At 60.1% G+C, this 11928-nt stretch carries 14 protein-coding genes; 6 read left to right on the top strand and 8 right to left on the bottom strand.

Going from position 1 to position 11928, the window contains the following annotated elements:
- The 4 genes from ACT67G_RS04520 to ACT67G_RS04505 form a co-directional block, all read right to left on the bottom strand.
- Positions 1-201: methionine gamma-lyase family protein (locus ACT67G_RS04520; RefSeq protein ID WP_443663163.1), on the bottom strand; the 201-nt coding region annotated here is incomplete at its 3' end.
- A 168-nt stretch (positions 202-369) separates the two neighbouring features.
- Complete coding sequence (locus tag ACT67G_RS04515; protein ID WP_443663162.1) at positions 370-984, bottom strand: pentapeptide repeat-containing protein; 615 nt, start codon at positions 982-984, stop codon at positions 370-372.
- On the bottom strand, positions 981-1634 hold the full coding sequence (locus ACT67G_RS04510; RefSeq protein ID WP_443663160.1) for an HAD family hydrolase: 654 nt from the start codon (positions 1632-1634) through the stop codon (positions 981-983). Before ACT67G_RS04510 ends, ACT67G_RS04515 begins: the two co-directional genes overlap by 4 nt.
- 3 nt (positions 1635-1637) lie before the next feature.
- Positions 1638-2261, bottom strand: coding sequence for a DNA-3-methyladenine glycosylase (locus ACT67G_RS04505; RefSeq protein ID WP_326215577.1), 624 nt, complete (start codon positions 2259-2261; stop codon positions 1638-1640).
- Between the two features lie 112 nt (positions 2262-2373).
- On the opposite strand from ACT67G_RS04505, the gene ACT67G_RS04500 reads away from it, so the two are divergent.
- The 3 genes from ACT67G_RS04500 to ACT67G_RS04490 all read left to right on the top strand — a co-directional run bounded on the left by ACT67G_RS04500 (position 2374) and on the right by ACT67G_RS04490 (position 4767).
- Positions 2374-3285, top strand: a complete 912-nt coding sequence (locus tag ACT67G_RS04500; RefSeq protein WP_325247380.1) for a DMT family transporter — start codon at positions 2374-2376, stop codon at positions 3283-3285.
- 100 nt (positions 3286-3385) lie between these two features.
- Positions 3386-4105, top strand: a complete 720-nt coding sequence (locus ACT67G_RS04495; RefSeq protein WP_443663158.1) for a WecB/TagA/CpsF family glycosyltransferase — start codon at positions 3386-3388, stop codon at positions 4103-4105.
- Positions 4102-4767 carry a dTMP kinase gene (locus ACT67G_RS04490; protein ID WP_443663157.1) on the top strand — a complete coding sequence of 222 codons (666 nt, stop codon included), beginning with the start codon at positions 4102-4104 and terminating at the stop codon, positions 4765-4767. Before ACT67G_RS04495 ends, ACT67G_RS04490 begins: the two co-directional genes overlap by 4 nt.
- A 57-nt stretch (positions 4768-4824) precedes the next feature.
- On the opposite strand, the gene ACT67G_RS04485 is transcribed toward ACT67G_RS04490, so the two are convergent.
- Positions 4825-4992 carry a hypothetical protein gene (locus ACT67G_RS04485; protein WP_443663155.1) on the bottom strand — a complete coding sequence of 56 codons (168 nt, stop codon included), beginning with the start codon at positions 4990-4992 and terminating at the stop codon, positions 4825-4827.
- Positions 4993-5148: 156 nt separating this feature from the next.
- Here ACT67G_RS04485 and mltG point away from each other — a divergent pair, with 156 nt between their 5' ends.
- Genes mltG through ACT67G_RS04470 form a run of 3 tightly spaced genes read left to right on the top strand, consistent with a single transcriptional unit; the run spans position 5149 to position 8932 of the window.
- The gene (gene mltG, locus ACT67G_RS04480) at positions 5149-6291 is read left to right on the top strand and encodes an endolytic transglycosylase MltG (RefSeq protein ID WP_325247376.1); all 1143 of its coding nucleotides are present in this window, start codon (positions 5149-5151) and stop codon (positions 6289-6291) included.
- Positions 6281-7510 carry a peptidase U32 family protein gene (locus ACT67G_RS04475; protein ID WP_443663153.1) on the top strand — a complete coding sequence of 410 codons (1230 nt, stop codon included), beginning with the start codon at positions 6281-6283 and terminating at the stop codon, positions 7508-7510. The genes mltG and ACT67G_RS04475 overlap by 11 nt, the downstream gene beginning before the upstream one ends.
- A gap of 24 nt (positions 7511-7534) precedes the next feature.
- A complete protein-coding gene (locus ACT67G_RS04470; RefSeq protein WP_325247374.1) occupies positions 7535-8932 on the top strand; it encodes an NAD(P)/FAD-dependent oxidoreductase in 1398 nt (465 codons plus the stop codon).
- A 398-nt stretch (positions 8933-9330) separates the two neighbouring features.
- Here the strand turns inward: ACT67G_RS04470 and ACT67G_RS04465 are convergent, their stop codons facing one another.
- Genes ACT67G_RS04465 through ACT67G_RS04455 form a run of 3 tightly spaced genes read right to left on the bottom strand, consistent with a single transcriptional unit; the run spans position 9331 to position 11921 of the window.
- On the bottom strand, positions 9331-9930 hold the full coding sequence (locus tag ACT67G_RS04465) for an ANTAR domain-containing response regulator (protein WP_325247741.1): 600 nt from the start codon (positions 9928-9930) through the stop codon (positions 9331-9333).
- 37 nt (positions 9931-9967) lie between these two features.
- Positions 9968-11179 carry a glutamine synthetase family protein gene (locus ACT67G_RS04460; protein ID WP_443663150.1) on the bottom strand — a complete coding sequence of 404 codons (1212 nt, stop codon included), beginning with the start codon at positions 11177-11179 and terminating at the stop codon, positions 9968-9970.
- A 22-nt stretch (positions 11180-11201) separates the two neighbouring features.
- Entirely contained in the window at positions 11202-11921 is a 720-nt protein-coding gene (locus tag ACT67G_RS04455) for a glutamate synthase (RefSeq protein WP_325247739.1), read from the bottom strand.
- Positions 11922-11928 lie beyond the last annotated feature (7 nt).

Genomic DNA, 11928 nt, shown 5'->3' with positions numbered 1-11928 from the left:
GTAGCCGTAGCCGGTGGTGGCGGCAAAGTGGGTGGCGTTCACCCGGTTTTTCTGCATGGCGTAAATGACCTTGCTCTGGTTGTACTCCGCCACGGCGTCGATGGCGTCGAACCGCTGCCGCAGATCCCGCAGCACGGCCTCGCCGTATTCATAGACAGCCCGGCTGATGCCCAGCTGCTCATACATCTTCTGGTTATCCAAACGTTTCAGATCCTTTGAATGGAATTTGAAAGCGTGTCCGCTCTCATAAAAACAGCCGCCAAAGGCGACTGAAAGAACTCTATCATATTTTAGAAAAAATGGCAAGAAAAATCAGGAAATTCTTCGGAATTTCCTGATTCAATGGCTCAATGGGGCATTTGAGAGGCTTCAAATCACCTGAATGCCCAAAATCCGGGCCACTACGGCGGCTTGGGCGGCGGAAATCACGGCCCCCTTGAGCTCTCCGCAGGTTTGGGAGAGAACGAGCCCGTCCAAGGTACAGCCGGAGAGATCCGTGCCCGCCAGGGGCGTGTGGAAGAAGCTGGCTCCGGTAAGATCCGCGTCATGGAAGAGAGTGCGGGTGATGTGAGCCTCTGCCAGGATGGCTTCCCGGAGACTGCATCCCGTCAGAGAGGTGCGGTCCCAGGTGGAAGCGGTGAAGTTGGCGTAGCGCAGCAGTGTCCCCTCCAGGGTGCAGCGCTTCAGGCGGGCTTTGCGGAAATCCCCGCCGTCGGCTTTGCAGCCCGATAGGATTGTGTCCTGCCAGTAGCTGCGGCCAAAGCGGCAGCGCTCAAAGAGGCAGTCCGTAAACCGGCAGCCATAGAATGCGGCGCAGCTGAGATCGCAGTCTGAAAAGCGACAGGATTGAAAGAAGGCCTGGCGCAGTTCCAGCTCGGAAAGATCCAGCCCCGCGGCGGTCTGTGCGTGAAATTGAATCTCTGACAAAGGGGTTTCCGCCTGCCGGGTCAGCAGCAGGGCGGCAGCCATGGAATCGCCTGTCATGTGCGGCGCTCCTTTTGGACGGGGAGGTACAAAAGTTCCTCGAAGCTCTTGATGTACACATCGCAGAAGCTGCGCATCTCCCGTTCGTCGGCGGCGAAGAAGCTGTCGTAAACCCCCACCGTCCGCATCCGGGCCAGCCGGGCTCCCCGGCAGGCGGCAATGCTGTCATCAAACATGGTGCATGTCTCCGGTTCCACGCCGGCGTCCGCCGCTGCCCGGAGCCAGATCTCCGGCCCTTTTTTCTCCAGCCCCAGGGACTGGGCAAAGGTGATGCGCTCAAAGTACTTGGCAAGATCCAGGTGCTCCAGCGCCGTATTGCAGTGGACGGGGATGCTGGAGGTCACCACCGCCATGCGGCGCCCTTCCGCCTTGCACTGTTTCAGGTACGCCCGGACGCCGGGCTTTACCGTTACATGGGCGTAAGCGTCCTTGGAAAGGTCCATCCACTCCGCCATGATCTCCTCGCAGGACTCCGGCAGATGGCAGAACTCCTTGGTGAATTTGGCAGCCAGGGGGAAGATGGTGTGGGCCACTCCCTGGTAATACTCCTTGGTGTAGGGGAGGCCCCGGCGTTCCAAAAATGTGCGGTCAACCTCTTTCCAGACACTGTTGGAGTCGATGAGGGTTCCATCCAGATCGAAAAACAACAAGGCTTACCCCTCCTTTTCCAGCCAGAAGCGCCAGGGAAACTCCCTGGCCTCTTCTGCGTAGTCCACCCCGATCCGGGGGCCGCAGCAAATCCGCTCCCGTGCCGGGGCGAGAGCGGGAAGGCCCAGATCCAAGGGGCTCTCGCAGACAAACAGCGTGTCCCCGGTAAGATCCAGCCCATTCTCCGCCCGGGTCAGGGACAGGGCTTGACAGAGTTTCCCCGGCCCGTTGAGAAAGTTCTTTTTCTGATAAGCCGTCATTGGGTTGCCCGGTGAGCCGAAGCGTGCCCGGCGCATTTCCACTTCCCCCCAAACAGGCTCTCCGCCCCGGATCAGCACCGCCGAGGGTTCTCCCTCCGGCTCGGTCACCAGATTCAGACAGTGATGCATCCCGTAGATGAGATAGATATACGCGTGACCCGGCGGGCCGAACATGACCTCCGTCCGTTCCGTCCGGCGGCCGCCGTAGGCGTGGCAGGCCTTGTCGCACCGGCCCACATAGGCCTCCGCCTCGGTGATGCGGCACACCAGTGTGTTTTCCCCCAGACGGCGGACCAGATATTTGCCCAGCAGAGCCTGGGTGATTTTTACCGTATCGCCCAGGTAGAAATCCCGGGAAAGCCTTGCCATTTCGTCACCTCAGTGCTACAATAATAGCTTGTTGTTGCCGTCTGGCAAAGAGGTTCAGACGGCGGAAATCTTCCAAAAAGTATACCATGGAACAAAGCAGGGAGCAAGAGTTATGGAACGGATCCGTCAAAACGTATTTCCGGTATTGGCCGCGCTGATCTGGGGCACTGCCTTCGTGGCCCAGAGTGTGGGGGCAGAGTACCTGGAGCCCTTTACCTTCAATGCCGCCCGGTCTATCATCGCGGCTTTGGCGCTGACGGTGGTGGTGTGGGCGTTTCGCCGCAAGGCAGCCGATACCAGTGTGCCGCAGACCCCCGGCAGCCGCCGGATGCTGCTGATCGGCGGCGTGTGCTGCGGTACGGCGCTGGCAGTGGCATCCAACTTCCAGCAGCTGGGCATCAGCGGGACTTCCGCCGGCAAAGCCAGCTTTATTACCGCTCTTTATATCGTGCTGGTGCCGATCTGTGGGCTGTTCTTCCACAAGCGGGTTCGGCCCCTGGTGTGGCTGAGCGTGGCGGTGGCCGTGGTGGGCTTGTACTGCATCTGCGTCAAAGAGGGATTCAGCATCACTGCCGGGGACTTCTTCGTGCTAATCTGCGCGTTCTGCTTTACGGTCCACATTCTGGTGATCGACTATTTCACCCAGCGGACGGACGGAATCGCCCTTTCCTGCATCCAGTTCTATGTGGCGGCCGCCTGGAGCGCCCTGGGGATGCTCTTTTTTGAGTCCCCCAGCTGGGAGGGGCTGACGGCGTGCCTGCCCCAGGTGCTGTATGTGGGCGTGTTTTCCAGCGCTGTGGGATATACCCTCCAGATCCTGGCCCAGAAGGGATCCAACCCCACGGTGGTGTCCCTTCTGCTGAGCCTGGAGTCTGTGTTCGGTGCTCTGGCAGGGGCGGTGATTTTGGGAGAGCGCATGAGCGGCAAGGAGTATTTCGGCTGCGTGCTGATGCTGGTGGCTGTTGTGATGGCCCAGCTTCCGGAGCGCCACAAAACCCCGAAGACCGCTCCGGGAAAATGCTGATTCCGGAGGAGCATGATGCCGGGACAGTTTTGGGATTGGACAAAGAGATGGCCTTGTGTTATAATCCTACAATGTATGAGTATGTGAATGAGGTGATTCCATGCGTGTGGACGTACTGGGCGTCGGCTTTGACAATCTGACTTTGGATGAGGCTGTGGCCCGGGGGATGGAGCTGGTATGCGGGGAGGGCACCCATTATGTGGTGACTCCCAATCCGGAGATCGTGGAGGTCTGCCGGGAGAACCCCGCCGCCAGAGATGCCGTAAATGGTGCGGATCTGGTGCTGCCGGACGGTGTCGGCGTCGTCAAGGGCGCGGCCATGCTGGGAACGCCGTTGAAAGAGAAAACGCCCGGTATTGAATTTGCTGCCGGGTTGATGGGTAAAATGGCCCAGCAGGGCAAGTCCCTTTATCTGCTGGGGGCCAAACCCGGCGTGGCGGAGCTGGCCGGACAGCGGTTGACCCAGCGCTATCCGGGGCTGCGGATCGCCGGTACCCACGATGGGTACTTCAAAGAGGACGGACCGGTGGTGGAGGCCATCCGTCAAAGCGGCGCGGATGTGGTGTTTGTGTGCCTGGGCGCTCCCAAGCAGGAGCTTTGGATGGCAAAGAACGGCTCTGCCACAGGAGCGCATCTGCTGTGCGGCCTGGGCGGCAGCCTGGATGTCTTCGCCGGTGTGGTGGCCCGGGCTCCCAAGTTCTGGTCCAATCACGGACTGGAGTGGTTCTACCGCCTGTGCAAGGAACCCCGCCGCATCGGCCGTATGATGAAGCTGCCGCTGTTTTTGGTGCATGTGAAACAGGAGAAACGGCACAGATGAGTGGAAAACTGATTGTATTGGAAGGAACCGACGGTTCCGGAAAAGCTACCCAGGCAGGGCTTTTATGCAAGTCCCTGGCAGCGCGGGGGATCCCCTGGAGAGAGATCGACTTTCCCCGGTACGGAAAGCCCTCCGCCGCTATGGTGCAGGAGTACCTGGACGGAAAGCTGGGCAGCCATCCCGGGGATGTGAACGCCTATGCGGCGTCCATGTTCTATGCGATGGACCGCTATGCCTCTTTTAAGCAGGACTGGGGCGGCTTTTATACCGCCGGCGGTGTGGTAGTGGCGGACCGCTATACCACGTCCAACGCCGTGCATCAGGCATCCAAGCTTCCGCCGGAGGAGCGGAAGGCCTACCTGGACTGGCTCTTTGATTTGGAATACCGGCTGCTGGAACTTCCAAAGCCGGATCTGGTGATCTATCTGGATATGCCCACAGAGATTGCCCAGAGGATGATGCGCCGCCGGGAGAAGGCCACCGGTACCCATGCGGACATCCACGAACAGGATGTGGCGTATCTGCGCCAGTGCCGGGAAAATGCCGGTGAGGTGGCCCGCCTTTGCGGCTGGACGGTGATTTCCTGCGCCTGCGGGGAAGAGCCCCGGAGCATGGAGGAGATCCATGACCAGGTATTGGCAGCCGTGGAGCCGATCCTGTAAGGCACGTCCTTTTGCAAAAGGGGCAAAAGGGGACGCCGGCGCGTCCCCCATGTGCCTTTAGCAGCAGGAGTTGCAGTTGTCGTTGCAGCCGCAGCTTCCGCCGCAGCCGCAGTTCCCGCTGCAGTTGCTGCCGCCCCAGGAGCCGCCGCAGCAGCAGCACAGGACGATGACGATGAGGATGAGCCACAGGCAGGAACAGTTGTTGTTTCCGTTGTTAAAGCACATTGTTGTCACCTCGCTTTGAGACCATTCTATGCGCCGGATGCCCGCAGGGAGCCTGACCACCGGAAAAAAAGCCCGGTCGGCGGGAAAATGGGATGAATCGGGCCGCTGGAGGCACGAAACGAGACATGAACCGGCATCACATGGAGGTATATGAAAATGGATGAATTCAAAAAAGGCGATACCGCCAGCTGGGACGCCCAGCAGGTGCGCCGCAGCCAGCAGGAGGAGCACCGCCACGCCCGGAAGCGCCGGCGCCGGCGGATCAATCCTGTGGTGTATATTCTGGTGGTTTTGATTATCTCCGCCATTCTGGCGGGTGTGGGCTGGCTTTTGATCTGCGATCTCTGCGCCTTCAACAGCGGCCCCATCACGCAGGTCACGGTGGAGGTGTCTGCCGACGACGATATGGGTGACATTGCCGATAAGCTGCAGGATGCTGGCCTCATCAAGTACAAGTGGTTCTTCCGCCTGTTTGCCTTCGTGGCCAACGCGGATGAAAAGGTGGGCATCGGCACCTATGAGCTCAACACGGATATGGACTACCGCGCGTTGATCGTGGGGATGCACAGCTCCTCCGGCAACCTGAATTCCGACAATACCGTGCGTATCACCATTCCCGAGGGCTACACCGTACAGCAGACCATTGCCCTGCTGGCCAAAAACGGTGTGGCGACGGAGGAAGAGCTGACGGAGGCGGCCCAGACGGCTACCTTTGATTACGATTTCATTGACAACGACTCCCAGGATATCAGCCGCCTGGAGGGATACCTCTTCCCGGACACCTATGATTTCTATGTACCGGAGAAGGCGTCCTCCGCGTTGAACCGTCTGCTGGCCAACTTTGCCGACAAGATGACCCAGGAGCGTGTGGATGAGGTGGAGTCTTCCGAATACAGCCTGCAGGAGATCATCACCATTGCCTCCCTCATCGAGAAAGAGACGGACGGTACAGACCAGGCTACCATCGCCTCCGTGATTTACAACCGTTTGAACAACCCCTCCTATGAGACTGCCGGACTGCTGCAGATCGACGCGTCGCTGCTCTATGCCCTGCCGGATCATGAGGGCGCCATCACCAACGCTGACAAGGAGACAGATTCTCCCTACAACCTCTATCTCTATAAGGGGCTGCCGCCTACGCCCATCGCCAATCCCGGCACTGCGGCCATTGACGCCGCACTGAATCCGGCAGATACCGACTACTATTACTATGCGCTGGGCAAGGATGGGAAGCATCACTTCTCCTCCACCCTGGCGGAACACAACGCGTTCTTGAACAGTGGAGACTATGCAGGATAAACGAAACAAGCCGGAGCTTCTGGCTCCGGCAGGAGACATGGAGCGGTTGAAAATGGCCGTGGCCTACGGGGCGGATGCCGTGTATCTGGCGGGCACCAGCTTCGGCATGCGGGCTTTTGCCGGGAATTTCACCTCGGAGGAATTGCGTCGGGCTGTTGCCTATGCCCATGAGCGGGGCGTCCGGGTGCACTGCACCGTCAACACCATGCCGCGCAACGACGAGGTGGCGGCACTGCCGGAACATCTGGAGCTGCTGAGCGACGCGGGAGTGGACGCCCTCATCGTGGCGGATCTGGGAGCCTTTACCCTGGCCGGAAAGTATGCCCCCCGCTGCCAGCGGCACATTTCCACCCAGGCCAGTATCTGCAACTATGAGACTGCCCGGGCCTGGTATGATCTGGGGGCTACCCGGGTGATTCTGGCCCGGGAGGTGAGCCTGGAGGAGATCCGCACCATCCGGGAGAAGACTCCGGCGGAGCTGGAGATCGAGGCCTTCGTCCATGGCGCCATGTGTGTCAGCTATTCGGGACGGTGCCTCCTCTCCAACTATATGACCGGTCGGGATTCCAGCCGGGGGGCCTGTGCCCAGCCCTGCCGCTACCAGTACGCCCTGATGGAGGAAAAACGTCCCGGAGAGTATTTCCCGGTATTTGAGGATGAACAGGGCACTTATATCATGAACTCCCGGGACATGTGCATGATCGATCATCTGGGAGATCTCATTGACGTGGGGCTCTCCAGCTTGAAGATTGAGGGGCGGGCCAAATCCGCCTACTACGCGGCCATCGTCACCGGCGCCTACCGCCATTGCCTGGACGATGCCGCCGCCGGGCGGCCTGTGGATCCTGTCTGGCGGGACGAGGTGGAGCATGTGAGCCACCGGCCCTATGCCACCGGATTCTATTACGGCCAGCCGGGGCAGTACTACGCTACCTCCCGCTATCTGCGGGAGTGGCAGGTGGTGGCCCTTGTGACGGCGTGTGACAAAGAGGGCAATGCCACGCTGTCCCTGCGCAACAAATTCCGCACCGGCGACACGGTGGAGGTGGTGGGCCCGGATACCCGTCCCTTTGCCATGACTGTGCCGGAGATGACGGACGAGACCGGGGAGCCGCTGCAGGAGCCCCGGACCCCGCAAATGGTATTTCATATGAAGCTCCCGCAGGCAGTGCCGCCTCTTTCCCTGGTGCGCCATGCGGTGGAATTATCGGCCAAGTAAGCTGAACATAAGGAGAATCAAACAATGAATGCAGATGTTGTGATCGTCGGTGCCGGCCCTGCCGGAATTTTTACCGCCCTGGAGATGATCAAGAAAGGCAGCCATCAGAAGATTATCATGGTGGAAAAGGGCCAGCCTGTGGAAAAACGCCACTGCCCTAAGGACAAGACCCGCAAGTGCATGAACTGCAAGCCCTACTGCCACATTACCACCGGGTTCTCCGGTGCCGGTGCGTTCTCCGACGGCAAGCTGTCTTTGAGTTATGAGGTGGGCGGCGATCTGCCCAACCTCATCGGACCGGAGCTGGCCCAGGAGACCATCAACTATGCCGACCAGATCTACCTGGAGTTCGGTGCCGACACCCACATCGAGGGCCTGGAGCATGAGGAGGAGCGCAAGGAGATCCGCAAGCGGGCTATCCAGGCGGGCCTCAAGCTGGTGGATTGCCCCATCCGCCACATGGGCACCGAGAAGGCCCAGGCCATTTACCTGGCCATTGAGCGCTACCTCCAGGAAAACGGCGTGGAGATGTATTTTGGCTACGAGTGCAGCAACATCATCCTGGAAAATGATGTGTGCAAGGGTGTGGCCGTCTCCAACGGCAAGACCGATCTGGAGATCTATGCCAAGCATACCGTGGTGGCCACCGGCCGCCGGGGTGCCGACTGGCTGGAGAAGCTGTGCGCCGAGCACGGCATCGCCCACGCTCCCGGCACCGTGGATATCGGCGTCCGGGTGGAGGTGCGCAACGAGGTCATGGAGACCGTCAACCGGGTGCTCTACGAGTCCAAGCTGGTGGGCTATCCCAAGCCCTTCAAGAACAAGGTCCGCACCTTCTGCCAGAATCCCGGCGGCTTTGTCAGCCAGGAGAACTACGACAACGACCTGGCGGTGGTGAACGGCCACTCCTACAAGGATCTCAAGAGCGATAACACCAATCTCTCCATCCTCTGCTCCCACAACTTCTCCATCCCCTTCAACCAGCCCATTGCTTACGCCCAGAAGGTGGGTGAGCTCACCAACATGCTGGCCAACGGGCAGATTCTGGTGCAGCGGTTCGGGGACATCCTGGACGGCAAGCGCACCTGGCAGAAGGAGCTGTCCCAGTCCAACCTGCGGCCCACCCTGCCGGACGCTGTGGCCGGCGACATTACCGCTGCCATGCCTTACCGGGCTATGACCAATATCATCAACTTCATCCAGGCCATGGACTATGTGGTGCCGGGCTTTGCTGCCCAGGAGACCCTGCTGTATTCTCCTGAGCTGAAGTTCTACTCCAACCGGGTGAAAATGGACACCGATTTCAACACCAGCCTCCAGGGCCTCCACTGCCTGGGTGACAGCTCCGGCTGGACCCGAGGCCTCATGATGGCCTCCATCATGGGTGTGCTCATGGGTCGTAAGATCGCCGAAGAGGGCTGAAAACCCAATACCGTCAAAACCGCCGGGATTATTTCCCGGCGGTTTTTTCTCCCGCTGACAGATGTGCAGGGGGTATCGTTTTATCAGTGAACGGTACCGTGGGAAGGAGCGGATACCAACGGACGAGATCACCGATACAAAGAATCAGGCGGCAAACAAGTACAGGATGTGGGAGGAGCATGGCCTCTGGTTCGGGTTCCATGCCTTCGATACCCCGCGGACCTGTCCCGGGCGGACGATTTCCTCTGGGGGAGGCCAAGATCCCCCTGGGTTGACCGGGAAGCTAACCGCAGGGGATCTATGAAAAAACGAGGAAACACTTTTGTGTGTTCCCTCATTTTTTCGCGTTAAAAAGCAGAAATCTCTGACATGGCAAAACCCGGTCGCAGGGGCTGCGTTCAGGGCTGGGGATCGGCATTGTAGGTGGTCAACACCCGCTTGGCCACCTCCCGCCGGGAGATCCGGTTATCCATGGCCTGCTTTTCGATGTAGCGGTGGGCTTCCTCCTCGGACATGCCCAGACACTGGATCAGCGTCCACTTGGCCCGGTTTACCAGACGGATCTCCTGGATCTTTTCATCCACAGAGGCCTGCTTTTCGCCCAGACGCCGCAGCCGTTCCCGGACGGCACAGAGGACCTGCAGCGAGTGCGTGACCATCTGGGTGGAGGTGGGTTTGGAGAGGGTGAGAACCCCGTGCTCCGTCACCTTGTCATAGACCTCCTGAAAGAGCTCGTTGCGCACAAACAGAAGCGCCACGGCATCGCTGCGGGCACACACGTCAATGGCCAGCTGCACGCCGAAGTCGTCAGGCAGCGGCGCATTGATGAGCACCATGTCGTACTGCTTGCCCATCATGGCCCGGCGTGCCTCCCCGGTGCTTTTTACCACCGTCACCGGCCAGTAGAGAGAGGGAGGCAGTAGTCCCATGACCGTCTGGGCAAACTTCTCCCCCGCGGATACCAGGAGGACACTGTATGTGCGTTCTTGGAATACCATGGGCTCCCTCCTTCCGGTCAGAGGCTGAAAACGGCTCTCAGGCTTTGCTGTAAGCTGACAGGATCACAGACGGCAGATGCTCCCGGATAAAGCCACTGGCAGCGGCAGCTTCCCGGGCCTCATCCAAAGAGATAGGCAGGCGGCGGAAGGTCGCCAACAGCTCCGGCGATGCCTCGTACAGATTAAAGTCCGCACTGGGGGGAAGCAGCCGGTTCCGGCGGATGCCGTCCAGTCCGGCGTAGATCAGCAGGGCAAAGGCAATATAGGGATTGGCGGTGGGGTCTGGGGAGCGCAGTTCCACCCGGCGATACTCCCCCTCGGCAGCGGGGACGCGGATCAGCTGGGAGCGGTTCTGAGACGACCAGGTGATATAGCCGGGGGCCTTGCTGCTGCCAAGGCGAAGGTAGGATTCCGGGCAGGGGTTGAGAAACGCAGTCATGTCATAGGCGTGTTCCAACAGCCCCGCGATGACGGCGGACATGGGCTCGGCGCCGGTGCCGCTGTGGACGGACAGATTGATGTGCAGTCCGCTCCCCGGAGCGCCGGTGAGGGGCTTGGGAGAGAAGTCCGCCCAGAGGCCGCTGCGGGCGGCAATGGTCTGTACCACAGAGCGGAAGGTGACCGCATTGTCAGCCGCAGTCAGGGGATCAGAGTAGCGGAAATCAATCTCGTTTTGACCGGGTCCCTCCTCATGGTGGGAGCTCTCCGGGCGGATTCCCATCTGCTCCAGCGTGAGGCAGACCTCCCGGCGTACGTTCTCCCCTCTGTCAGCAGGAGCGATGTCCATATAACCCGCGTGATCGTAGGGTTCACTGGTGGGTTCGCCGTTTTCGTCTGTTTTGAAAAGGTAGAATTCCATTTCCGCACCAAAAGAAAATGCAAACCCCGCCGCCCGGGCATCCGCCACAGCGGTCTTGAGGACATGGCGGGTATCGGCTTCGAACACAGAGCCGTCCGGCCGGGTGATGTCGCAGAACATGCGTACCACCTTGCCGTTTTCCGGCCGCCAGGGCAGCTCTGAGAGCGTGGAGGGATCCGGTCTTAGGAACAGATCCGAGCGCACTTCGCCGCCAAAGCCGGCGATGGCCGAGGCGTCAAAGGCCATGCCGCTGGTGAAAGCCCGCCGGAGTTCCCCAGGCATGATGGAGATATTCTTCTGCCGTCCGTAGACGTCGCAGAACGCCAGGCGGATGAACTTCACGTTCTCCTCCTCCACGTACTGTATGACCTCTTGGGCTGTGTACTTCATGGCGCTACCTGCTTTCTGTTTATCAATTTGCAACATACATCTGCCGGTAAGGGGTGCTGGAATCCGGTGTGACCACCGTAAACGGAGCGTCCAGAAGCTCCTCCGGATTTTCCCCGAAGAGGCGTCCGAACTCCTCCAGCTCCGGCCGGATCTCTTCCAGGTCTTCCGGTGTGGCCGGACGGGCGGTCACCTGGCTGGGGAAGATCACATCCTCACAGGCGGAGCGGAGGAAAACTTTCCCGCCGTGCATCCCGGTGCAGGGGAAATTTCCCACAATGGGGCGCCGGCTGGTGTGAAGCCCCAGCACCACGATGATGCCGCCGGCCTGATACTCACCCAGAAAGCTTCCGGTGCGTCCGCCGATGACCATCACCGGCAGTTTGTCTCCGTAGGCCTTCATGTGGACACCGGCCCGGTATCCGGCATCGCCCCGGACATAGATGGCGCCGCCCCGCATGGCATAGCCCGCTGCGTCTCCTACGTTGCCGTGAACCACGATGGTTCCGGCGTTCATGGTGTCGCCCACAGCGTCCTGGGCGTTGCCATCCACCCGGATGGAGGCACCGTTGAGATAGGCTCCCAGGGCGTTGCCGGGGATGCCGTCAATGGAGATGCGGCAGTTTGACAGGCCCGCGCCGATGAAGCGCTGGCCCAGGCAGCCCTCGATCCGGCATTCGCCGCCGGCACTGCGCACGGTTTCGTTGAGTGTCTGATAGGAAAGAGAGGATGCATCGATTAACATAGTACCA

Origin of the sequence: Dysosmobacter sp., assembly GCF_052306735.1 — a bacterium.
In the GTDB taxonomy this organism is placed as follows: domain Bacteria; phylum Bacillota; class Clostridia; order Oscillospirales; family Oscillospiraceae; genus Oscillibacter.
This window is presented reverse-complemented; position numbering and strand designations above follow the sequence as displayed.

Coding starts and splice junctions, on each gene's coding strand:
- ACT67G_RS04515 (WP_443663162.1), bottom strand. CDS start 984: ATGACAGGCGATTCCATGGCTGCCGCCCTGCTGCTGACCCGGCAGGCG.
- ACT67G_RS04505 (WP_326215577.1), bottom strand. CDS start 2,261: ATGGCAAGGCTTTCCCGGGATTTCTACCTGGGCGATACGGTAAAAATC.
- ACT67G_RS04500 (WP_325247380.1), top strand. CDS start 2,374: ATGGAACGGATCCGTCAAAACGTATTTCCGGTATTGGCCGCGCTGATC.
- ACT67G_RS04495 (WP_443663158.1), top strand. CDS start 3,386: ATGCGTGTGGACGTACTGGGCGTCGGCTTTGACAATCTGACTTTGGAT.
- ACT67G_RS04490 (WP_443663157.1), top strand. CDS start 4,102: ATGAGTGGAAAACTGATTGTATTGGAAGGAACCGACGGTTCCGGAAAA.
- ACT67G_RS04485 (WP_443663155.1), bottom strand. CDS start 4,992: ATGTGCTTTAACAACGGAAACAACAACTGTTCCTGCCTGTGGCTCATC.
- mltG (WP_325247376.1), top strand. CDS start 5,149: ATGGATGAATTCAAAAAAGGCGATACCGCCAGCTGGGACGCCCAGCAG.
- ACT67G_RS04475 (WP_443663153.1), top strand. CDS start 6,281: ATGCAGGATAAACGAAACAAGCCGGAGCTTCTGGCTCCGGCAGGAGAC.
- ACT67G_RS04470 (WP_325247374.1), top strand. CDS start 7,535: ATGAATGCAGATGTTGTGATCGTCGGTGCCGGCCCTGCCGGAATTTTT.
- ACT67G_RS04465 (WP_325247741.1), bottom strand. CDS start 9,930: ATGGTATTCCAAGAACGCACATACAGTGTCCTCCTGGTATCCGCGGGG.
- ACT67G_RS04460 (WP_443663150.1), bottom strand. CDS start 11,179: ATGAAGTACACAGCCCAAGAGGTCATACAGTACGTGGAGGAGGAGAAC.
- ACT67G_RS04455 (WP_325247739.1), bottom strand. CDS start 11,921: ATGTTAATCGATGCATCCTCTCTTTCCTATCAGACACTCAACGAAACC.